This is a genomic window from Claveliimonas bilis (genome assembly GCF_020892095.1).
Lineage (GTDB): Bacteria > Bacillota > Clostridia > Lachnospirales > Lachnospiraceae > Claveliimonas > Claveliimonas bilis.
Genome location: NZ_AP024845.1, coordinates 238,424 through 259,513, shown reverse-complemented (window position 1 = coordinate 259,513; position 21,090 = coordinate 238,424). Strand labels below are relative to the sequence as shown.

At 45.0% G+C, this 21,090-nt stretch carries 18 protein-coding genes, 2 tRNA genes and 1 other annotated feature; of the genes, 19 read left to right on the top strand and 1 reads right to left on the bottom strand.

Annotation, left to right across the window (positions count from 1 at the left end; all coding sequences use genetic code 11):
* Nucleotide 1: 1 nt before the first annotated feature.
* The 6 genes from EUBC25_RS01315 to EUBC25_RS01290 all read left to right on the top strand — a co-directional run bounded on the left by EUBC25_RS01315 (nucleotide 2) and on the right by EUBC25_RS01290 (nucleotide 7,016).
* A complete protein-coding gene (locus tag EUBC25_RS01315) occupies nucleotides 2–952 on the top strand; it encodes an ornithine cyclodeaminase family protein (protein WP_230106458.1) in 951 nt (316 codons plus the stop codon).
* Nucleotides 953–954: 2 nt separating this feature from the next.
* Nucleotides 955–1,332 carry a Rid family detoxifying hydrolase gene (locus EUBC25_RS01310; protein ID WP_230106457.1) on the top strand — a complete coding sequence of 126 codons (378 nt, stop codon included), beginning with the start codon at nucleotides 955–957 and terminating at the stop codon, nucleotides 1,330–1,332.
* 29 nt (nucleotides 1,333–1,361) lie between these two features.
* A complete protein-coding gene (locus tag EUBC25_RS01305) occupies nucleotides 1,362–2,192 on the top strand; it encodes an Mrp/NBP35 family ATP-binding protein (RefSeq protein WP_230106456.1) in 831 nt (276 codons plus the stop codon).
* 194 nt (nucleotides 2,193–2,386) lie between these two features.
* Nucleotides 2,387–3,721, top strand: a complete 1,335-nt coding sequence (locus EUBC25_RS01300; RefSeq protein WP_230106455.1) for a putative DNA modification/repair radical SAM protein — start codon at nucleotides 2,387–2,389, stop codon at nucleotides 3,719–3,721.
* Nucleotides 3,693–4,472 (top strand): TIGR03915 family putative DNA repair protein, encoded by a 780-nt coding sequence (locus EUBC25_RS01295; protein ID WP_230106454.1) that lies wholly within the window; start codon nucleotides 3,693–3,695, stop codon nucleotides 4,470–4,472. The genes EUBC25_RS01300 and EUBC25_RS01295 overlap by 29 nt, the downstream gene beginning before the upstream one ends.
* 144 nt (nucleotides 4,473–4,616) lie before the next feature.
* On the top strand, nucleotides 4,617–7,016 hold the full coding sequence (locus tag EUBC25_RS01290; RefSeq protein WP_416386659.1) for an ATP-dependent DNA helicase: 2,400 nt from the start codon (nucleotides 4,617–4,619) through the stop codon (nucleotides 7,014–7,016).
* Here the strand turns inward: EUBC25_RS01290 and EUBC25_RS01285 are convergent.
* Entirely contained in the window at nucleotides 6,998–7,879 is an 882-nt protein-coding gene (locus tag EUBC25_RS01285; protein WP_230106452.1) for a LysR family transcriptional regulator, read from the bottom strand. The genes EUBC25_RS01290 and EUBC25_RS01285 overlap by 19 nt on opposite strands.
* A gap of 94 nt (nucleotides 7,880–7,973) precedes the next feature.
* Between EUBC25_RS01285 and EUBC25_RS01280 the strand changes: the two genes are divergently transcribed.
* From EUBC25_RS01280 to sigH, 13 genes are all read left to right on the top strand, one after another.
* On the top strand, nucleotides 7,974–8,672 hold the full coding sequence (locus EUBC25_RS01280) for a TIGR01906 family membrane protein (protein ID WP_230106451.1): 699 nt from the start codon (nucleotides 7,974–7,976) through the stop codon (nucleotides 8,670–8,672).
* Nucleotides 8,673–8,884: 212 nt separating this feature from the next.
* A complete protein-coding gene (locus EUBC25_RS01275) occupies nucleotides 8,885–12,688 on the top strand; it encodes a phosphoribosylformylglycinamidine synthase (protein ID WP_230106450.1) in 3,804 nt (1,267 codons plus the stop codon).
* Nucleotides 12,689–12,934: 246 nt separating this feature from the next.
* Nucleotides 12,935–14,269, top strand: coding sequence for an NADP-specific glutamate dehydrogenase (gene gdhA / locus EUBC25_RS01270; RefSeq protein WP_230106449.1), 1,335 nt, complete (start codon nucleotides 12,935–12,937; stop codon nucleotides 14,267–14,269).
* Between the two features lie 238 nt (nucleotides 14,270–14,507).
* Nucleotides 14,508–14,580 (top strand) — tRNA-Val (locus tag EUBC25_RS01265).
* Between the two features lie 10 nt (nucleotides 14,581–14,590).
* A tRNA-Met gene (locus tag EUBC25_RS01260) sits at nucleotides 14,591–14,664 on the top strand.
* A gap of 112 nt (nucleotides 14,665–14,776) precedes the next feature.
* Nucleotides 14,777–15,061 carry a hypothetical protein gene (locus EUBC25_RS01255; protein WP_230106448.1) on the top strand — a complete coding sequence of 95 codons (285 nt, stop codon included), beginning with the start codon at nucleotides 14,777–14,779 and terminating at the stop codon, nucleotides 15,059–15,061.
* Between the two features lie 3 nt (nucleotides 15,062–15,064).
* The gene (ispF, locus tag EUBC25_RS01250) at nucleotides 15,065–15,604 is read left to right on the top strand and encodes a 2-C-methyl-D-erythritol 2,4-cyclodiphosphate synthase (protein WP_304999996.1); all 540 of its coding nucleotides are present in this window, start codon (nucleotides 15,065–15,067) and stop codon (nucleotides 15,602–15,604) included.
* A gap of 19 nt (nucleotides 15,605–15,623) precedes the next feature.
* Nucleotides 15,624–16,619 (top strand): GNAT family N-acetyltransferase, encoded by a 996-nt coding sequence (locus EUBC25_RS01245; protein ID WP_230106447.1) that lies wholly within the window; start codon nucleotides 15,624–15,626, stop codon nucleotides 16,617–16,619.
* A 55-nt stretch (nucleotides 16,620–16,674) separates the two neighbouring features.
* Nucleotides 16,675–16,905 (top strand) — a binding site (T-box leader).
* Nucleotides 16,906–16,946: 41 nt separating this feature from the next.
* The gene (gene epsC, locus EUBC25_RS01240; RefSeq protein ID WP_230106446.1) at nucleotides 16,947–17,672 is read left to right on the top strand and encodes a serine O-acetyltransferase EpsC; all 726 of its coding nucleotides are present in this window, start codon (nucleotides 16,947–16,949) and stop codon (nucleotides 17,670–17,672) included.
* Nucleotides 17,659–19,065 (top strand): cysteine--tRNA ligase, encoded by a 1,407-nt coding sequence (gene cysS / locus EUBC25_RS01235; RefSeq protein ID WP_230106445.1) that lies wholly within the window; start codon nucleotides 17,659–17,661, stop codon nucleotides 19,063–19,065. The genes epsC and cysS overlap by 14 nt, the downstream gene beginning before the upstream one ends.
* Entirely contained in the window at nucleotides 19,050–19,520 is a 471-nt protein-coding gene (locus tag EUBC25_RS01230; protein ID WP_230106444.1) for a Mini-ribonuclease 3, read from the top strand. Before cysS ends, EUBC25_RS01230 begins: the two co-directional genes overlap by 16 nt.
* A 66-nt stretch (nucleotides 19,521–19,586) precedes the next feature.
* Entirely contained in the window at nucleotides 19,587–20,345 is a 759-nt protein-coding gene (gene rlmB, locus EUBC25_RS01225; protein ID WP_230106443.1) for a 23S rRNA (guanosine(2251)-2'-O)-methyltransferase RlmB, read from the top strand.
* Nucleotides 20,346–20,368: 23 nt separating this feature from the next.
* Nucleotides 20,369–20,983, top strand: coding sequence for an RNA polymerase sporulation sigma factor SigH (gene sigH, locus EUBC25_RS01220; RefSeq protein WP_230106442.1), 615 nt, complete (start codon nucleotides 20,369–20,371; stop codon nucleotides 20,981–20,983).
* Nucleotides 20,984–21,090: the final 107 nt, after the last annotated feature.

Here is a 21,090-nt window from a genome sequence, read left to right as displayed (position 1 = left end):
AATGCTTTTTTTAGGAAAGGAAGAAATTGAAAAACTGACAGATCCGCAGGAGATGATGGATCAGATTGAGGAGGCGTATCGTATTTTTGGCGCAGATGAATATTATATGCCGCCGCGTCCGGTGATCGAACATGAAAACAAAACGCTGATTTACATGCCCTGTTATACAAAGAGCATTATCGGGACAAAAATGCTTACGATTTTTCCGGAAAATGCGAATCTCGGACTGCCGTCTATCGATGGCCTTGTTATCCTCAATGACCAGGTGACAGGCGCTCCGCTTGCTGTATTGGACGGGCAGGCTGTGACTGCATGGAGAACCGGTGCAGTGGGCGGAGTAGGTATGCGCCATCTGTCCAGAAAGGATGCTCATACAGTAGGAATCGTAGGAGCCGGTATGCAGGGATTTTACCAGGCAGTTTATGCTTGCGCAGCAAGGGATATTAAAACGGTATATATCTGGAACCGCACCAAGAAGGATTTGACAGATTATATAGAAAGACTGAAGAAGACTATTGATAATCCGGCGGTAGAAGTAGTACAATGTAAAACAGTGGAAGAATTAGTGAAAGCAAGTGATATCATCTGTACGACAACAGCCGCTACGACTCCGGTGCTGCCTGACGATAAAGAGCTTCTGGAAGGAAAATGTATTATCGCCATCGGTTCCTATACGCCGGAAATGCGGGAGATACCGGATGCAGTATGGGATCTTGTAGACAATGTATACATTGAACTGCCATATGCATGTGAGGAAAGCGGAGACTTAAGCGTACCTCTGGCAGAAGGCCGTCTGACAATGGATAAGGTTGTTTTGATGGACAAGTTCCTGGCATCGGATGCAGATGAAGATGAGATTGCAAAGAAAACCACATACTTTAAATCTGTAGGCATGGGTCTTTTTGACGTGTGTGTCGCACAGAAATTATTAGAAAAGGCAAAGGAGAGATAGAAATGAAAGTAGTAGCAACAGAAAAAGCACCAAAGGCATTGGGACCATATTCACAGGGATATATTTACAACGGCGTATTTTATGCAGCAGGACAGATTGCCATTAATCCTGCTACAGATGCAGTTGAGGCAGAGACAATTGAAGGACAGACAGAGCAGGTATGCAAAAATATCGGAGAGCTTCTTAATGCAGCAGGAACTACTTATGATAAAGTTATCAAGACAACATGCTTCCTGGCAGATATGGGAGACTTCGGTGCATTTAATGAAGTATATGCAAAATATTTTACATCCAAACCGGCAAGAAGCTGCGTTGCAGTAAAAACACTTCCAAAGAACGTACTGTGTGAGATCGAAGTGATCGCAGCAGTAGAAGAATAAAACGGAAGATCAGAAAAGAGGTAAAAGACATGGCAGAGCAGCAAAATGGTTGTTCCCCTTCCGACTGCGCCGGATGTGCGCATGCGGATTCCTGCGGAAGTAAGCCACAGGATATGAAGGAACCGGCAAATCCATTTTCTCATATCAATAAAGTAATTGCAGTAGTAAGCGGAAAAGGCGGTGTCGGCAAGTCCATGGTGACAGCTTCCCTGGCAAGAATGATGCGCCAGCAGGGATTTTCCGTCGGAATCCTTGATGCCGATATTACAGGCCCGTCTATCCCGAAAATGTACGGCCTGCATGAGAAGGCTAAAGGAAGCGAGCAGGGAATTTTCCCCTGTGAGGCGAAGGACGGAACAAGGATTATGTCCGTCAATCTTCTTCTGGAAAACGAATCAGATCCGGTGATCTGGAGAGGGCCGGTTATTGCCGGCGTGGTGACACAGTTCTGGACCGACGTAATGTGGGGAGAGCTGGATTATCTGTTTGTAGATATGCCGCCCGGAACAGGAGATGTGCCGCTGACAGTATTCCAGTCCCTTCCGGTGGACGGTATCGTCATTGTGACATCCCCGCAGGATCTTGTGCAGATGATTGTGGAGAAAGCTTATCATATGGCGGAAAAAATGAATATTCCGGTTTTGGGAATTGTAGAAAACTACAGTTATCTCGTATGTCCGGACTGTGGGAAAAAGATTTCCGTCTTTGGAGAAAGCCATATTGAAGAAGTGGCAGCAGGGCTTGGCATACCGGTTCTCGGAAAAATGCCTGTAGACGCAGGGCTGGCAGAGCTGGTAGAAGAAGAACGTTTCTATGAGGCTGACAACCGGTATCTGGAAGATGCGGTGAATAAGATTTGATTTCAATTTGGGACGTAACACTTTTTAAAAGTGTTACGTCCCAAATTACGTTAAACGGTGTGTTTTTTTGCGCCAAACGGTGGGTATTTTTGTATAAGGTGGTGTAAATCCGTATAAGTATATATTGACAACAAGAACATATGTTTGTATAATTAGCACAAACATATGTTCTTGTTTGCGGAGGGGATAATAAAATGAAGTTACAGGAATCCATGTCAGTATATGAAAAACTCAGGATTTTAACAGATGCTGCAAAATATGATGTGGCCTGTACGTCCAGCGGAACGGAGAGGAGAAATGATGGTACAGGGATTGGAAGCTGCGCACAGGCGGGAATATGTCACAGTTTTTCAGCAGATGGCAGATGTATCTCTCTTTTAAAGATCCTTTTTACAAATGAATGTATTTATGACTGTAAATACTGTATCAATCGCCGAAGCAACGATGTGCCGAGAGCCTCTTTTACCCCGGATGAAATTTGCAGTTTGACAATGGAATTTTATAGAAGGAATTATATAGAAGGCCTTTTTTTAAGTTCCGGTGTTCTGCACAGTCCAGACTATACGATGGAACTTATTTACGCTGCCCTCTACAAGCTGCGTACAGAATTTCATTTTCAAGGCTATATTCATGTCAAAGCGATCCCTGGAACAAGTCAGGAGTTGATCCAAAAGCTTGGTTTTCTTGTGGACAGAATGAGTGTTAATCTGGAGCTTCCGACAGCCGAAGGATTAAAACGTCTGGCGCCCCACAAAACAAGGAAAAATATACTTTCTCCTATGCGTCTTGTGCAGAACAGAATGGAAGAAAATAAGCAGGAGATTCAGGTGTACAGACATGCGTCTCGTTTTGTCCCGGCAGGACAGAGCACACAGATGATCATAGGGGCGACTCCCGATACAGATTTTCAGATTATCCATGTGGCGGAATCTCTTTATAAAAAATTTGGGCTGAAAAGAGTATTTTACTCTGCTTTTGTACATGTCAATGAGGACAGCAGTCTTCCGGCAAGGACAGGGGAGGGGCCGCCTCTTCTTAGAGAGCACAGGCTTTATCAGGCTGACTGGCTGCTTCGGTATTATCATTTTGAAGCAAAAGAGCTTCTTACGGAGGATAATCCTAATTTTAATGTCCTGTTGGATCCGAAATGCAACTGGGCCCTGCGGAATTTGGGCATTTTCCCGGTAGAGATCAGCACCGCGAACTATGAGACTTTGCTAAGAGTCCCGGGAATCGGTTATCGCTCGGCAGGCAGGATTGTCAAAGCCAGGAGGTATGGAAAGTTGAGCTTTGAAGATTTGAAAAAAATGGGGGTAGTATTAAAGAGAGCACTATATTTCATTACCTGCGGCGGAAAGATGATGTATCCGGTAAAGATAGAAGAGGATTACATTACGAGAAATCTTCTGAATACAAAAGAAAAACTTCCGGAAGGAATAGATGGGATGACTTATCGCCAGATTTCTTTGTTTGACGATGTGAGATTTCGGGAGGGATGTTATGAAAATAGTATATGTGTGCAAAGATAGTATTACGGGGATTTTTTCGGCAGTATATGAGGCGTGGAAGAGGAGAAATGAAGGAAGAGAACTTAGTATAGCGATACAGGGAAGTGTGGAGCCGGCGCTTTTTTGTGAATACCAGGAAATTGAAGAGTCAGAGAGGAAAGCGGCAGCTGTGGAGAAGATGATTCTTAAAAATCTGGGAAGTCTTGTATACCGGGATTTGTATTATGCATCGCTGTCAAGAAACCTGGAAAAGGGAGATGCGATTCTGGGGACTTTGCTTGCGGCAAGAAAAATTCCGGACAGCAGAAAGATTATGGATCATCTTGGGGAAACACATGTAGAAAAAGTATTTGAATTGAGCAGAAATGTAGGGGAAGAGGCTCATTTGCTGACAGGGTTTATAAGATTTCGGGAGCTGGAAAATGGAGTGCTTTTATCAGAAATTACGCCTAAAAATCAGGTGCTTCCCTGTCTGGGGCCTCATTTTCAAGATCGTTTTCCGATGGAAAACTGGATGATATATGATAAAGGGAGACAAATGTTCGCGGCACATGAGGCTGGAAAACAGTGGGTTTTGGCAGAAGGAGAAAAGCTTGATGAAGAAGTATCCGGACGGTTGTCCGAAAAAGAACTTGAGTTAGAAGAACTGTGGAAAATGTTTTGCAGAACAATCGCTATCAAAGAAAGGAAAAATCCGGTCTGTCAGAGAAATAATCTGCCGCTGTGGTACAGACAGAATATGACAGAATTTCAGGAAATCCATGCAAAGTGACAAAAATGCATACCGCTTGGCGCAGAAATACACACCGATTCATTCAAAAATACACACCATTTACTGCAAATTGGGACGTAACACTTTTTAAAAGTGTTACGTCCCAATTTGCAAAATCTGCTATCCTCTACTATAATGAAAGGCATGGAAGAGCAAGTGATTAGAATATCTGTCCGTGCCCTTGTGGAATTTATCCTGCAAAGTGGTGATATCGACAACCGTATTGCCTCCGCCGACAAGGATGCCATGCAGATGGGAGCCCGTATGCACCGGAAGATCCAGCGTCAGATGGGAAGCAGCTATCATCCGGAAGTAACGATGAAGATACAGGTTCCTTTTGAAGGATTTACTCTGCAGATAGAAGGCCGTGCGGACGGAGTGATGGAGACGGATGAAGGAACCGTAATTGATGAGATCAAGGGAGTTTTTAAGAATCTGGATACAATGAAAGAGCCTGTGCAGGTACATCTTGCACAGGCAAAGTGTTATGCTTTCATTTATGGGGAGCAGAACGGTCTGGACAGTATGGGAGTCCAGATGACCTACTGTCATCTGGAGACAGAGGAAATCCGCCGTTTTCGCAGCGAATATGAAATAGAGGAACTGCGGAAATGGTTTTATGAACTGACGGATCAGTATGAAAAGTGGGCAAGGTTCCAGGTGGAATGGAAGAAACTTAGGAATCAGTCCATTAAGCAGACGGAATTTCCCTATGAGTACCGGGAAGGGCAAAAAGAGCTGGTTACGTCAGTTTACCGGACGATCCTGCGGAAGAAGAAGCTTTTTATCCAGGCTCCTACCGGGGTGGGAAAGACGATGGCAACAGTGTTCCCGGCAGTGAAAGCAGTGGGGGAAGGGCTGGCGGAAAAGCTGTTTTACCTGACTGCAAAGACCATTACCCGCACAGTGGCACAGCAGGCTTTTGGAATTTTAAAAGAGGGGACGCACCGGGAAAACGGGCAGATATCAGAAAGTGAGCAGATGAGGTATAAGACAACCGTGCTGACTGCCAAAGAGAAGATATGTTTTTGTGATAAAGCGGAATGTAATCCGGATTACTGCCCCTATGCAAAAGGGCATTATGACCGGATCAATGATGCGGTTTATGAGATGATAACAGAGACCGACGATCTAAGCCGGAGCGCCATTGAGCAGCAGGCAAAAAAGTGGCAGGTCTGTCCGTTTGAGCTGGGGCTAGATCTGTCGCTTTGGGCAGATGCAGTGATCTGCGACTACAATTATGTGTTTGATCCGAACGCAAGACTGAAACGCTTTTTTGGAGATAATGTAAAAGGTGAGTATCTCTTTTTGATCGACGAGGCCCACAATCTGGTGGAGAGGGGCCGGGAAATGTACAGTGCCAGCTTGTACAAGGAAAATATTATGAAAGTGCGACGGCTGGTAAAGGAAAGAGACGGAAAGCTTGCACGTCAGCTGGAGGACTGTAATAAACAGCTCCTTGCTCTCAAACGGGAGTGCGACGGCTGCCAGGTGCTTGGAAGTGCCGGGGGTATCTACCTGAAGCTGCTCTCCGTTATGGCGGAAATGGAGCGTTATCTGGAGGAATGTACTGAGGAAGAAATCCGGGAGGAAGTACTTGCTCTTTATTTTGAGGTGCGGATGTTTGAGACGATTTATGAGAGGCTGGATGAAAATTATATGATTTATTCGGAAATCGATAAGGAAGGAAAATTCCAGATCCGGCTTTTCTGTGTAAATCCCTCGGTCAATCTTAAGGAATCTCTGGATAAGGGCATCAGCACAGTATTCTTTTCGGCAACCCTTCTGCCAATCCGGTATTATAAAGAACTTTTGAGTACAGAAAAGGACGACTATGCAGTCTACGCCAGGTCGGTTTTTGATAAAAAGAATCGCCTTTTGATGGTAGGAAACGACGTCAGCACCAGATACACGAGGCGGGGGGAGAAAATGTACCGCCGCTATGCCCTTTATCTGAAGGAAATGGCCCTGGCAAAAACAGGGAATTATATGGCGTTCTTCCCCTCTTACCGTTTTATGGAAGAGGTATATGAATGTTTCCTGGATATGGTGGAAGAGGAAAACATCCAACTGGACTGTCTGATCCAGGCTCCCTATATGTCGGAAGAAGCAAGGGAAATCTTTTTAGAAGGATTTGAAGAGGAAAGGGATGTCAGTCTGATGGGATTCTGCGTCATGGGCGGTATTTTTTCAGAAGGAATCGATCTTTCCGAAGACAAGCTTATCGGAGCGGCGATCATAGGAACCGGATTGCCCCAGGTGTGCAGGGAAAGAGAACTTTTGAAGGAATATTTTGATAAAAAAGAAATGCGAGGGTTTGATTACGCCTATGTATATCCGGGTATGAATAAAGTGCAGCAGTCAGCGGGAAGAGTAATACGGACCGAAGAGGACAGGGGGATTATTCTCCTTCTGGACGACCGTTTTCAGGAGAAACGTTACAAAGAAACCTTCCCGCGGGAATGGGAAGGCTATCAGATGTGTAATATAAAAAATGTAAAAGAAAAAATCCGGAAATTCTGGGATCAGACCTCTTCAAAATAATTTAAAAAGGCAGATGCAGCTTTGGACAGGGGAAGGTGCTGACTGTGAACAGCAAGAAGCTCTCTGGATGGAAGTTCCTCCTTTGTCTTAACCACAAAAAGGTCCGGATCATCTGGTGGAATGCAGTAGTCGGGAAGGAAAGCGATTCCCAGACCGATGCGCGCCAGATCGATCAGAAGATCATTGCTGCTAAGCTCTGCTTCCGGCACCAGATCCAGGTGATGCTGCTGGAACAGATTATGGAGAAATTCACTGGTAGTGCTTTTTTTGTCCAGCATAAGGATGGGATATTCCAGCAGTTCCTGGAAGGAAAGCTGGCGTCCCTTCAGTTCTTTGAAAGACTGATTTGCCAGAAAAACATCCTGGAAAATTTTGATCCTTTTTATTTTTGTCACGCTTCCCAGATAGGCATTGGGAGAGTTTACCACAATGAAATCCACCTGGCCGGAGTTTAAAAGTTCCACGCTTTGTATGGAAGTTGCATTTGTGACTTTAATATGGGCACCGGGAAAAGCCTTATGAAACCGTTCGATAAAGGGAACAAGAAAATAGCGGCAGATGGTGTCGCTGGCTCCAATGCGGATCTGTCCCCCTGTAGAGGCGGAATCAAGAAGCTGGGCCTCGCCCCGTTTAATAAGATTCATAGCAGGTTCCACATGGCGAAGGAGTATTTCCCCCTCTGGTGTGAGCTGTACTTTTTTCGTGCTGCGAATGAAAAGCACCTGGTCCAGCTTTCGCTCCAGAGTCTTGATAGACTGGCTGACAGCAGACTGGGAAATGAACAGCTGCTTGGAAGCTTCAGAAAAGCTTAAGGTGGAAGCTACATAATAGAAAACTTTATATAATTCGTAATTAATATCCATGATAAGTCCTCCTAATAAGTTCATAAGTATTATAAGGGAAAAGATAAAAAAATACAATCACAGAATAAAAAACAGCAAAAGAAAGGGAAAAGACATGAAAAAAGTACAGGGCATTACTGCGGTCATAGGAATGTTTCTTCTGATCATCGCGATCTTGATCACAAGCTTTCAGGCAGCAATTTACGGAGATCCGGAATATAAGTTCTATGAAAAAGAGTATGAGAAATATCAGGTTACGGAATCTTTGCAGATGGAGATGGAGGACGTCATGGATGTGACGGAAAAGATGATGGATTATCTTATTGGAAAACGTCCCGAACTTTCCGTAGAGACAACAGTTAACGGGGAAAAGCAGGATTTCTTTAATGAACAGGACAGACTCCATATGGCGGATGTGAAGAATCTTTTTCTGGGAGGCCTTGCGCTTCGCTGGTGGCTTCTGGGCATTTTTGCTCTTTTGATGCTGGTGTTGATTTTTCCTTTGAAGGCAGACTGGAAGCGCGTTTTGCCCAGAGCCTATTTTATTTCCCTTGGGATTTTTCTGGTTCTTACAGTTTTCCTGGGAGTTTTATTTGCCTCGGATTTTACAAAATATTTTACCATTTTCCACGAAATATTTTTTACTAACGATCTGTGGCTTTTTGATCCGTCTACAGACCTGATGATACGGATGCTTCCGGAAGGATTTTTCTACGACATGGTTATGCGGATAGGGCTGTATTTCCTTGGGGGACTGGCAATTTTTGCAGCTGCTTTTGCCTTGATAGGGAGGTTTGGCAGAAAAAAGAAATAAAATAAGAAATACTTATAAATAACTTTAGTTATATTAACTTTATTAATAATAAACCTCATGGTATAATAAACACAGAATGTGCAGTTCGGGATGGTATCATCAGCCTGAGTTGTTTCACAGGGGCAATATTTAGAAAGACCGCAGCATGTAAAGGAAGTTTTGCCTCCTTTCCGGGTGCGCGGCAGAAACAAAATAGTAATGGAGGAAGTTTTATGGGTAATGTAAGACGTGTATATGTGGAGAAAAAGCCGGATTATGCAGTACAGGCAAAGGATCTGCGGCATGAGATCAGGGGATATCTTGGAATTGATTCCCTGGAAAATGTACGTGTGCTCATCCGCTATGATATAGAAAATCTTTCAGACGAAACGTTTGAAAAAGCGTGCAAAGGTATTTTTTCAGAGCCGCCGGTAGATACCCTGTATCAGGAAGAATTTCCGGTAAAGGAAGGAAGCAGAATTTTTTCAGTAGAATTTCTTCCGGGACAGTTTGATCAAAGAGCGGACTCTGCCGTACAGTGTGTGCAGTTTATTAAGGAAGATGAAAAACCGGTGATCCGCACTGCAACTACCTATGTAATAGAAGGGAATATTTCAGATGATGCGTTTGAGGCGATCAAAAATCACTGTATCAATCCGGTAGATTCCCGTGAGACAGGAATGGAGAAGCCGGATACCCTGGTGACAAAATTTGAAGAGCCGGCAGATGTGATCATTTTTGACGGATTTAAGGATCTGAATGAAGACAAGCTGAGGGAACTCTATGATTCCCTTGGACTTGCCATGACATTTAAGGATTTCCTTCATATTCAGAATTATTTTTCCGCGGAAGAAAAAAGAGATCCGTCCATGACAGAGATCCGCGTTCTGGATACGTACTGGTCAGACCATTGCCGCCATACGACATTTTCCACGGAACTGAAGGAAGTAACATTTGGCGAAGGGGATTACAAAGCTCCGATAGAAGAGACTTATCGCCAGTATCTTGCAGATCACAGCGAGATTTTTAAGGGCAGGGAGGATAAATTTGTCTGTCTGATGGATCTGGCGCTTATGGCAATGCGCCGTCTGAAGAAGGAAGGAAAACTTCAGGATCAGGAAGAATCAGAAGAAATTAATGCTTGCAGTATTGTTGTTCCGGTGACCGTAGACGGCAAAGAGGAAGAATGGCTTGTAAACTTTAAAAATGAGACTCACAATCATCCTACAGAGATTGAGCCTTTCGGTGGGGCGGCAACCTGTCTTGGAGGAGCGATCCGCGATCCGCTTTCAGGCCGTACCTATGTTTATCAGGCAATGCGCGTGACGGGAGCTGCAGATCCCACTGTTTCTGTAAAAGATACCATGAAAGGCAAGCTGCCGCAGAAAAAACTGGTAAGAGAGGCAGCGCACGGATACAGTTCTTACGGAAACCAGATCGGACTTGCCACAGGAGCGGTCAAAGAAATTTATCATCCGAATTACGTGGCAAAGCGTATGGAAATCGGTGCTGTATTAGGCGCGGCTCCGCGTCGGGCGGTAATCAGAGAAACATCGGATCCGGGAGATGTTATCATTCTTCTTGGCGGACGTACCGGCCGTGACGGCTGCGGAGGAGCCACCGGATCTTCCAAAGTCCATACAGAAGAATCCATTGAAACCTGCGGTGCAGAGGTGCAGAAGGGAAATCCGCCTACAGAGAGAAAGATACAAAGACTTTTCAGAAGAGAAGAAGTCAGCCGCCTGATCAAGAAATGTAATGACTTTGGCGCAGGCGGAGTCTCTGTTGCCATTGGAGAGTTGGCTGACGGCCTTAAGGTGGATCTTGATAAGGTGCCGAAGAAATATGCAGGACTGGATGGAACAGAGATCGCGATTTCAGAATCCCAGGAGAGAATGGCTGTTGTTGTAGATCCAAAAGATGTAGAACAGTTTATGGGATATGCAAAGGAAGAGAACCTGGAAGCTGTGGAAGTGGCAGTTGTCACCGAAGAACCGAGGCTGGTGCTTTCCTGGAGAGGAAAAGAGATCGTCAATCTTTCCAGAGCATTTCTTGATACAAACGGCGCTCATCAGGAAACAGCGGTAGCTGTGGATATTCCAAACAGAAAAGACAGCATTCTGACAGAGAAGGCAGAGGTTGCTGATGTAAAAGAAAAATGGCTGGATACATTAAAAGATCTGAATGTATGCTCACAGAAAGGCCTCGTGGAAATGTTTGACGGATCCATTGGAGCTGGCTCTGTATTCATGCCTCACGGAGGAAAGTATCAGATGACAGAGACCCAGGCAATGGTAGCCAAACTTCCGGTACTGAAGGGAGACTGCGATACTGTCACGATGATGAGCTATGGCTTTGACCCCTATCTTTCCAGCTGGAGTCCTTATCACGGAGCAGTTTACGCAGTGACGGAATCCGTTGCAAAAATTGTTGCAAACGGAGGCGATTACAGGAAGATCCGCTTCACATTCCAAGAATATTTCCGTCGGATGTCGGAAGATCCGCATCGCTGGAGCCAGCCGTTTGCAGCGCTTCTTGGAGCTTACAGCGCACAGATCGGTTTCGGTCTTCCGTCCATTGGAGGAAAGGACAGTATGTCCGGTACATTTGAAGATATCGATGTTCCTCCGACCCTTGTTTCTTTTGCAGTAGACGTTGCCAAGGAAAAGGATATCATTACACCGGAGCTTAAGAAAGCCGGAAGTAAGCTTGTATGGCTTCGCATACCGAAGGATGAGTACGATCTTCCGGTTTATGATAAAGTGATGGAGCAGTACGGAAAATTTGCAGAGGACATCAAAGAGGGAAGGATTCTTTCCGCTTATGTTCCGGACCGTCATGGAGTCATTGCAGCAGTCAGCAAAATGGCTTTTGGAAACGGTATGGGTGTAAAAATAGAGCACAGCATGGATCCAAGAGAGCTGTTTGCACCGGCATTTGGCGATTTAGTGGCAGAAGTTGCAGAAGACAAGGTGGGAGAACTGCAGATTTCCTACACAGTGATCGGTGAAGTGACAGCAGACGGAACATTCGCATATGGCGATACGGTGATCGGACTGGATGAGGCGGAAGATGTATGGAAGGGAACACTGGAGAGAGTATTCCCGACTACTTCCGGCGCAGAGGAGGATCCGGCTGCCTATTTCCTGGCAGAAAAGGAAACAGAAGAGGGAAGACTGGATGAGGATGGGTGCTTCCATGCGGCTAAGGTGCATATCTGCAGCCATAAGATCGGGCAGCCTACTGTATTTATACCGGTATTCCCTGGAACAAACTGCGAATATGACAGCGCAAAAGCTTTTGAAAGAGCCGGGGCAAAGGTGATCACCAGAGTATTTAAGAATATGGATGCGGCAGATATCGTAGATTCTGTACAGGTATTTGAAAAGGCCATCGGACAGTCTCAGATCATCATGTTCCCAGGCGGGTTCAGTGCAGGAGACGAACCGGACGGATCTGCAAAATTCTTTGCAACCGCATTCCAGAATGCGAAACTGAAAGAGGCGGTGGAAAAGCTTCTTGGAGAGCGGGACGGACTTGCACTTGGTATCTGCAACGGTTTTCAGGCGCTGATCAAACTTGGCCTTGTTCCAAGCGGAAAGATCATCGGACAGACAGAAAACTCTCCGACTCTTACCTATAATACTATTGGACGTCACATTTCCAAGATGGTATATACAAAAGTAGTGACGGACAAATCTCCGTGGCTTGCCCAGGCACAGCTTGGCGGTGTGTATGTGAATCCGGCTTCTCACGGCGAAGGACGTTTTGTTGCGCCTAAGGAGACAATTGAGGAATTATTTGCAAACGGTCAGGTTGCCACACGCTACTGTGATCCGGAAGGCAATATTTCCGTCGGTGATGAAGAGTGGAACATCAACGGATCTTATTTTGCCATCGAGGGAATTACAAGTCCGGACGGAAGGGTTCTTGGAAAGATGGCTCACTCAGAGAGAAGAGGACGCAGCGTAGCAGTTAATATTTATGGAGAGCAGGATCTGAAGATTTTTGAATCCGGCGTCGCTTATTTTAAATAGTCAAGTAAATGCATTTTTACTCATACAATGTTGCAATCCGTTTTGGGAAAATGCACGAAACGGATTGCAAAATGCAGGAATGAAAGTATAAAGTTGCAAAAAAATAATAAAAAATGCAAAAAACACTTGTGTTTTGCCTTGAAATATTTTATCCTTTTAAAGAGGCAAAGAAGTCACAAAGAGCGGGCAGATTGTCTGCTCTTTTTCTTTGGCGATTAACAGGAATATTCAAGGAGGAATAAAACGATGTCATATGTTGATGAGGTAATTGAAAAAGTAGTGGCTAAGAATCCGGCTGAACCGGAGTTCCATCAGGCAGTAAAAGAAGTGCTGGAATCTTTACGAGTTGTGATTGAAGCGAATGAAGAAAAGTACAGAAAAGAAGCGCTTCTGGAGAGACTGACTGAGCCGGAGAGACAGTTTAAATTCCGTGTGCCGTGGGTAGACGACAAGGGACAGGTTCAGGTAAATACAGGTTACCGTGTACAGTTTAACAGTGCAATCGGACCATACAAGGGAGGACTTCGTCTTCATCCGTCTGTAAACCTTGGTATCATTAAATTCCTGGGATTTGAACAGGTGTTCAAAAATTCCCTGACAGGTCTTCCGATTGGTGGAGGAAAAGGTGGATCTGACTTTGATCCGAAAGGGAAATCAGACAGAGAAGTTATGGCATTTTGTCAGAGCTTTATGACAGAGTTGTGTAAATATATCGGAGCAGATACAGACGTTCCGGCTGGTGATATCGGAACAGGAGCAAGAGAGATCGGCTATCTGTTCGGACAGTACAAACGTATCCGCGGACTGTATGAAGGTGTCCTGACAGGAAAAGGATTAAGCTACGGCGGATCTTTGGTAAGAACAGAGGCTACCGGATACGGACTCCTTTATCTGACAGAGGAAATGCTGAAAATGAACGGTAAAGACATTGCGGGAAAAACAATCGCAGTATCCGGTTCCGGAAATGTTGCAATCTATGCAACAGAGAAAGCACAGCAGCTTGGCGCTAAAGTTGTGACAATGAGCGATTCTACAGGCTGGGTATATGACGCAGAAGGCATTGATCTGGCAGCTGTAAAAGAAATCAAGGAAGTAAAACGTGCAAGACTTTCCGAGTATAAGAACTATCGTCCGAATGCAGAGTACCATGAAGGAAAAGGCGTTTGGAGTGTAAAAGTTGACATTGCACTGCCGTGTGCAACACAGAATGAGCTTCATCTGGAAGACGCAAAGGCTCTTGTTGCAAATGGATGCTTTGCAGTAGCAGAGGGGGCAAACATGCCGACTACGCTGGAAGCAACAGAATATCTGCAGGCAAACGGCGTTCTTTTTGCTCCGGGAAAAGCTGCAAATGCAGGCGGTGTTGCTACATCTGCACTTGAGATGTCCCAGAACAGCGAACGGTTAAGCTGGACATTTGAGGAAGTAGACAGCAAGTTGAAAAATATTATGGTAAATATCTGCCACAATATGGCTGATGCTGCAAAGAGATACGGAGCAGAAGGAAACTATGTGGTAGGTGCAAATATTGCAGGATTTGAAAAAGTTGTAAATGCAATGGAAGCACAGGGAATCGTATAGAATTTTACAGAAATATAAATGAAAAAAGCAGATCGGAGGGCAGTGTGATCTGCCGGTCTGCTTTCTCTATTTAACAGTTAACAGGGAATTTTATACGAAAATTGGGAAGAAAACGGCCTCTTGGGATACTCGAAAAAAAGGCTGAAAAAAATTGTAAAAAAGTGTTGACATTTCATGAAATATAATAGTATAATAGCAAAGCGGGTTGCGGGAAAGCGACTTGCAGAAACAAAAATATGGGATCTTAGCTCAGCTGGGAGAGCATCTGCCTTACAAGCAGAGGGTCATAGGTTCGAGCCCTATAGGTCCCATATATATTGCGGCGGGATAGCTCAGTTGGCTAGAGCATACGGTTCATACCCGTAGTGTCGCTGGTTCGAATCCAGTTCCCGCTATTTGAACAGACATGGTATTAAGAACAATCTTAGTGCTGGGTCTGTTTTTTTGTTTGACAAGCTGGTGCGGAAAATTATATACTTGTACATATGAAAACTGGAGGATAAAAAAATGAGTAATAAGACAAGACACGGACTTTGGCTGGTTGCAGGCGTTTACCTGGCCTATAACGGAATCAGTTTGTTTGTAAATGTTATGAAAGAAAAGCCGGATAATTATATGATGTTTTCAGCGGCAGGCGTGTTGTTTGTTTTGTTTGGGGCTTATATTGCAGTGCAGGGTATAAAAGGGCTGCGTAAAAAGCAAGACAGTACTGAATCACAGCCTGAAAAAGAGGAGACAGAGGTACAGGAGATAGAAAAGAAAGAAGAGAAAGAAAGTAGAGATGGTGAGTAGATTATGAGGATTGGAATGGGATATGATGTTCACAGGCTGACGGAAGGAAGAAAACTGATTCTTGGAGGCGTGGAGATTCCATACGAGAAGGGGCTTCTCGGACATTCGGATGCCGATGTGCTCCTTCATGCTGTGATGGATGCGCTTCTGGGAGCGGCGGCTCTTGGAGATATCGGAAAACATTTCCCGGATACGGATGATGCATATAAAGGAGCTTCCAGCATGAAACTTCTTGCAAAAGTTGGAGAATTGATAGAACAAGAAGTGTACGTTATCAGTAATATCGATGCGACAATTATCGCCCAAAAGCCGAAAATGGCTCCTTATATAGAGAAAATGCGGGAAAATATTGCCGGAGTTCTCCGTATAGATAAAAGTCAGGTGAATGTTAAGGCGACAACAGAAGAAGGCCTTGGTTTCACCGGAACAGGAGAGGGAATCTCTGCACAGGCTGTTGCCTGCCTGGAAACGATTGCAAATTACAGCTATGCACTTGGTGAAGAAGGGTGTGCCGGGTGTAAGGGATGCCCGCGAGAGGTTTAAAAAGCGGAGGCTTAAGATTATGGAAATCAGAAAATTGGATCCGACAGAGCATTCCGCTACAAGATCCCTGTATGAGGAGGTTTTTTCAGAGGACAGCGAAAGCTTTGTAAATTATTATTATACAGAAAAGACGAAAGATAACATTATTTATGCAGTGACAGAAGATGGGGAAATTCGTTCCATGATTCATCTGAATCCCTATGATGTCATGGTAAACAAAAAAGAGGAAAAGCTGCATTATATTGTGGCCGTGGCAACTCAGGAACCTTACCGGAAGAGGGGGTATATGGCTGCGCTTTTAAAAGAGTCTCTTCAGGCAATGTACCGCCAGGGAGAGCCCTTTACCTATCTGATGCCGGCATCGGAAAAGATTTATTACCCCCACGATTTCCGTACGGTTTATGAACAGACAACAAAATACTGGGAACCGTCAGAGAAGAAGGCGGATATCCGGGAGAGACGGGCAGTGCCTAAGGACGCTGCTTCTATGGCCCGAATGGCAACGGCTGCCCTGGAAGGAAATTTTGATGTCTATGCAAAACGGGAAGAAGAGTATTATGTCCGTCTTATGAAAGAGTACGAAAGCGACGGCGGCTGTCTGATGATCGGTGAAAAGGACGGGGAGATTTTGTGGTGCTGCCCCCGTGTTTCGGAGATTCCCAAGGAAAGACCCAAGATTATGGTGCGGCTTGTGGACGTCAGAAGGATGCTGCTTCTGCTCGATTTGAACTATCTGACAGCAGTCTGTTTTCATGTGACGGATCCTCTGATCGAAGAGAACAACCGGTGTTTCCTTATTACCGGCACGGAAGCTTCCGGTGTTATGCTCATGGAGGGGAAAGAGGAGAACAGCGAAGGTACGCTTACGGTCGGAGCACTGGCAAGGCTGATCTTCGGAGCGGCCTCAGCGGAGGAGATTGCAGAAGAAAAAGGCGTAAAAATGTCAGACAGGATGAAAAATGAGCTGAAGAAAATCGTACCTTTGTCCCGGATTTTTCTGAATGAGGTTGTATAAAAGGATTTCAGAGGTTGACAAAAGGAAAATTTTCACATAGTATATAACCAACAGTGAAAAGACTAGGAACGGGAAAAGTAATATGGAGTAAACCTGAAAGAGAGAGACTGTCACCGGCTGAAAGCAGTCTCAAGGGGAGACCATATGAAGTGCCCCCGGGAGTTGATCCGGCGAAAGCAAGGAGTAGCCGGATACGTTTTGCAGGCGTTAACTGCCAAAAGCGGAGAATGGGATATGACGTCCTGTTCTTTATAAGAGTGGAACCGCGGATTTATTCGTCTCTTACAGATATACTGTAAGGGACGTTTTTTATTCAAGGAGTGGAGCATGGGACTTATATCATACGTAAAAGAAGAAATACAGGTCATCAGGGAAAGAGATCCGGCAATAAAATCAAATTGGGAAGTCTTTTTATATCCCAGTTTTAAGGTAATATTGAGCTATCGGGTAGCACACCGCCTTTACCGGAAAAAGCATTATTTTCTGGCAAGATGGGTTTCCCAGAGGGCAGTCAGAAAGACCGGGATCGAGATCCATCCCGGCGCCAGGATAGGGAAAGGGCTGTTTATCGATCATGGTACAGGGGTCATTATCGGGGAGACAACTATTATCGGTAACAATGTGACTTTGTATCAGGGAGTAACCCTGGGAGGAACCGGAAAAGAGAAAGGGAAACGGCATCCTACATTGAAGGATAATGTAATGGTGAGCGCCGGTGCAAAGATTCTGGGATCTTTTACTATTGGAGAAAATTCTAAGATCGGTGCCGGATCAGTGGTCTTGAAGGAAGTGCCGCCCAACTGTACTGTAGTTGGAGTTCCGGGAAGAGTCGTGCGGATGGGAGATCAGAAGATTCCCCGTTCCGACATGGATCAGGTTCATTTGCCGGATCCTATCAGCAATGATATCAGGGAACTGCAAAAAGATAATATCCGCCTTCAGAAAAAGGTGAAGGAACTGGAGAAACACATGCGCTGCGTGCGTGATAATTCAATAGAAATCCGGCCGGATGAAGCCGGGGAAGACAAGGAGGAAAATCATGAAAATCTTTAATACAATGACAAGGAGAAAGGAAGAATTTGTTCCGGTGGAGGAAGGAAAGGTAAAAATGTACGTGTGCGGACCTACAGTGTACAATTTTATCCACATCGGAAATGCAAGGCCCATGATCGTATTTGACACAGTAAGAAGATATTTTGAGTACAAGGGCTATGATGTGAATTATGTATCCAATTTCACAGATGTAGATGACAAGATTATCAACAAGGCAATTGAGGAGCATGTTTCCGCAGATGAGATTTCCAAGCGTTACATCGAAGAGTGCAAAAAGGATATGGAAGGGATGAACATTAAACCTGCCACCAAAAATCCTCTCGCCACAGAGGAAATCTGTGGGATGGTGGAGATGATCCGGCAGCTTATTGACAAAGGATATGCCTATGAAAAGAATGGTACAGTATATTTCCGTACAAGAAAATTTGAAGAGTATGGAAAGCTGTCTCATAAAAATCTGGATGATTTAAGATCCGGTAACCGGACCCTTTTGGTAAGCGGGGAGGATGAAAAGGAAGATCCTTTAGATTTCGTATTGTGGAAGCCGAAGAAAGAGGGAGAACCGGCCTGGGAGTCGCCGTGGAGCGACGGACGTCCGGGATGGCATATTGAGTGCTCTGTTATGTCCAAAAAATATCTGGGGGAGGAAATAGACATTCATGCAGGAGGAGAAGATTTGATCTTTCCTCACCACGAAAATGAGATTGCCCAGAGTGAGGCGGCAAACGGAAAAACATTTGCAAAATATTGGATGCACAATGCGTTTTTAAATATTGACAACCACAAGATGAGCAAATCTCTGGGAAATTTCCGTACGGTTCGGGAAATCAGCGAGCAGTATGATCTTCAGATCCTTCGTTTCTTTATGCTGAGTGCACATTACAGAAGTCCGCTGAATTTCAGCGCAGAGCTGATGGAAGCTTCCAGAAACGGTCTGGAGCGAATTGTAAATGCAGCGGAAAATCTGAAATTCCTGTCCGGAAATGCCAAGACAGAAGATATGACTGAAAAAGAGAAGACAGATCTGGAAAAGACAGAAGATTTTGTGAAAGCCTTTGAAGCTGCTATGGATGATGATTTCAATACAGCAGACGCAATTGCATCTATTTTTGATCTGGTAAAATACTGCAATACGACAGCAGATGGAAACAGTTCCAGGGAATATACAGAGAAGCTGTTATCCGTTCTTCAGAAACTGACAGATGTGATGGGACTGATCGTTAATAAGAAAGAAGAAATTCTGGATGAAGATATTGAGGCATTGATCGAAGAGCGTCAGGCAGCGCGAAAAGCAAAGGATTTTGCAAGAGCTGATCAGATTCGTGATGAATTGGCCGGGAAAGGAATTATTCTGGAAGATACCAGGGAAGGGGTAAAATGGAAAAGAGCTTAGAAGATCGTAACGAGTGGGAATTTGATTCCTATATGAGAGAAATGTTCGAGATGAGGGATGTGGATGTGCGGGAATATTCCCCCCTCACTCTCGCCTATATCGGGGATGCGATATATGATCTGATCATAAAAAGCCTTATGATAAATGAGGGGAATCAGCCTGTTCAGAAGCTTCACAAAAGAACCAGCTCTTATGTTCAGGCATCGGCGCAGTCCAGAATGATGCGGAAGATTCAGGAATATCTGACAGAAGAAGAGCACGGAATTTACAAAAGGGGCAGAAATGCAAAAAGCGTATCCCCTGCAAAGAACCAGTCCGTGACAGATTACAGACGGGCGACAGGATTTGAAGCTTTGGTTGGCTATCTTTACCTGAAAAAAGAGTGGAAGCGAATGCTGGAGCTGGTGAAGATCGGTCTGGATGATATGGCTTCCCGGGAGTCCCGGGATCTATAGATTTTGCAAGGGCGAGTTTCACTCGGCAAAGGATAAATATATAAAAGCAAAAAGACAGGAGTAGAAATGAAAGAAAAAAATGCGGAGAGCAATCTTACAGTGATCGAGGGGAGAAATGCGGTGCTGGAGGCATTTCGCTCCGGCAAAACGATTGACAAGCTGTATGTGCTGGATGGATGTCAGGATGGTCCCATCCGTACGATCATAAGAGAAGCAAAAAAAACAGATGCGATCCTTAATTTTGTCAGCAAAGAGAGGCTTGCACAGCTTTCGGAGACGGGAAAGCACCAGGGCGTTGTGGCTTATGCGGCAGCATACAAATATTCAGAAGTAGAGGATATGCTGGCTTTGGCTGAAAGCCGGAAGGAACCTCCCTTTTTGATCCTTTTGGATAATATCGAAGACCCCCACAATCTGGGTGCGATCATCCGTACAGCAAACCTGGCAGGTGCGCACGGTGTTATCATACCAAAACGGCGTGCCGTGGGCCTGACGGCGACAGTAGCCCGGACGTCTGCAGGGGCGCTTCATTATACCCCGGTAGCTAAGGTGACGAACCTTGCGAAAACAATGGAAGAGCTGAAGCAAAAAGGACTGTGGTTTGTCTGTGCCGATATGGGCGGAACACAGATGTATGATCTGGATTTGAAGGGGCCGATAGGGCTGGTGATCGGAAATGAAGGAGAAGGAGTCAGCCGCCTGGTGAAGGAACACTGTGATTTCACAGCAAGTATTCCCATGAAAGGAGACATCGATTCTTTAAATGCCTCAGTGGCGGCGGGAGTACTGGCTTATGAGATTGTGAGGCAGCGCATGAGTGTGTAACGTAAGGCTGCCGGAGGGATTATATGTCAAGATATGAGACGATGACCGACGAGCAGCTGATTCGTCGGCTGCGAGGCGGCGACAGAGCCATCATAGATTATCTGATGGAAAAATATAAAGGAATGGTCCGCAAGGAGGCCAAGGCAATGTATCTTCTTGGGGGAGAGAGTGACGACCTTATCCAGGAAGGGATGATCGGCCTTTTTAAAGCGGTCCAGAATTACGATGCAGATCAGGAGTCGTCCTTTTACAGTTTTGCTAAACTGTGTGTGACAAGGCAGCTTTACAGTGCGATCGAGGCGTCCCGCCGGAAAAAGCATATTCCTCTTAATTCCTATGTGTCTCTCTACGAAAATGAAAACGACGAGGAGAATACCAATCTTCTTGATACAATAGAGGCCGGGAAGGAAAGTAATCCGGAACAGGCGTTTTTGAGTAAAGAAAATGCCCGGAGGTTGGAAAAAGAGTTGGGAGAAAATCTAAGTGATCTGGAGAAACGTGTATTGTATCTCCACCTTCTTGGGACGGATTACCGGACAATTGCGGAGCTGCTGGATAAAAGTCCGAAGACAGTAGATAATGCCATTCAGAGAATCAAAGCAAAAACAGAAAAGATTCTTTTGAAAGAAGAGGATTGACAGAAAGTTTTTGCTGTGATATCTTATTACTCATCTGAAAGCTGTATAAAGCGGGCATTCAGGATATCAGAAAAGAAAGGTGTGATCAAATACATGGATGACAGTGG

What these genes read in the sequence shown, in the direction of transcription:
- EUBC25_RS01290 (WP_416386659.1), top strand. Translation starts at nt 4,617, where the DNA reads ATGGAAGAGCAAGTGATTAGAATATCTGTCCGTGCCCTTGTGGAATTT.
- rlmB (WP_230106443.1), top strand. Translation starts at nt 19,587, where the DNA reads ATGAAAGAAAAAAATGCGGAGAGCAATCTTACAGTGATCGAGGGGAGA.
- EUBC25_RS01275 (WP_230106450.1), top strand. Translation starts at nt 8,885, where the DNA reads ATGGGTAATGTAAGACGTGTATATGTGGAGAAAAAGCCGGATTATGCA.
- EUBC25_RS01310 (WP_230106457.1), top strand. Translation starts at nt 955, where the DNA reads ATGAAAGTAGTAGCAACAGAAAAAGCACCAAAGGCATTGGGACCATAT.
- sigH (WP_230106442.1), top strand. Translation starts at nt 20,369, where the DNA reads ATGTCAAGATATGAGACGATGACCGACGAGCAGCTGATTCGTCGGCTG.
- EUBC25_RS01230 (WP_230106444.1), top strand. Translation starts at nt 19,050, where the DNA reads ATGGAAAAGAGCTTAGAAGATCGTAACGAGTGGGAATTTGATTCCTAT.
- EUBC25_RS01285 (WP_230106452.1), bottom strand. Translation starts at nt 7,879, where the DNA reads ATGGATATTAATTACGAATTATATAAAGTTTTCTATTATGTAGCTTCC.
- EUBC25_RS01255 (WP_230106448.1), top strand. Translation starts at nt 14,777, where the DNA reads ATGAGTAATAAGACAAGACACGGACTTTGGCTGGTTGCAGGCGTTTAC.
- gdhA (WP_230106449.1), top strand. Translation starts at nt 12,935, where the DNA reads ATGTCATATGTTGATGAGGTAATTGAAAAAGTAGTGGCTAAGAATCCG.
- epsC (WP_230106446.1), top strand. Translation starts at nt 16,947, where the DNA reads ATGGGACTTATATCATACGTAAAAGAAGAAATACAGGTCATCAGGGAA.
- cysS (WP_230106445.1), top strand. Translation starts at nt 17,659, where the DNA reads ATGAAAATCTTTAATACAATGACAAGGAGAAAGGAAGAATTTGTTCCG.
- EUBC25_RS01300 (WP_230106455.1), top strand. Translation starts at nt 2,387, where the DNA reads ATGAAGTTACAGGAATCCATGTCAGTATATGAAAAACTCAGGATTTTA.
- EUBC25_RS01295 (WP_230106454.1), top strand. Translation starts at nt 3,693, where the DNA reads ATGAAAATAGTATATGTGTGCAAAGATAGTATTACGGGGATTTTTTCG.
- EUBC25_RS01315 (WP_230106458.1), top strand. Translation starts at nt 2, where the DNA reads ATGCTTTTTTTAGGAAAGGAAGAAATTGAAAAACTGACAGATCCGCAG.
- EUBC25_RS01280 (WP_230106451.1), top strand. Translation starts at nt 7,974, where the DNA reads ATGAAAAAAGTACAGGGCATTACTGCGGTCATAGGAATGTTTCTTCTG.
- EUBC25_RS01305 (WP_230106456.1), top strand. Translation starts at nt 1,362, where the DNA reads ATGGCAGAGCAGCAAAATGGTTGTTCCCCTTCCGACTGCGCCGGATGT.
- EUBC25_RS01245 (WP_230106447.1), top strand. Translation starts at nt 15,624, where the DNA reads ATGGAAATCAGAAAATTGGATCCGACAGAGCATTCCGCTACAAGATCC.
- ispF (WP_304999996.1), top strand. Translation starts at nt 15,065, where the DNA reads ATGAGGATTGGAATGGGATATGATGTTCACAGGCTGACGGAAGGAAGA.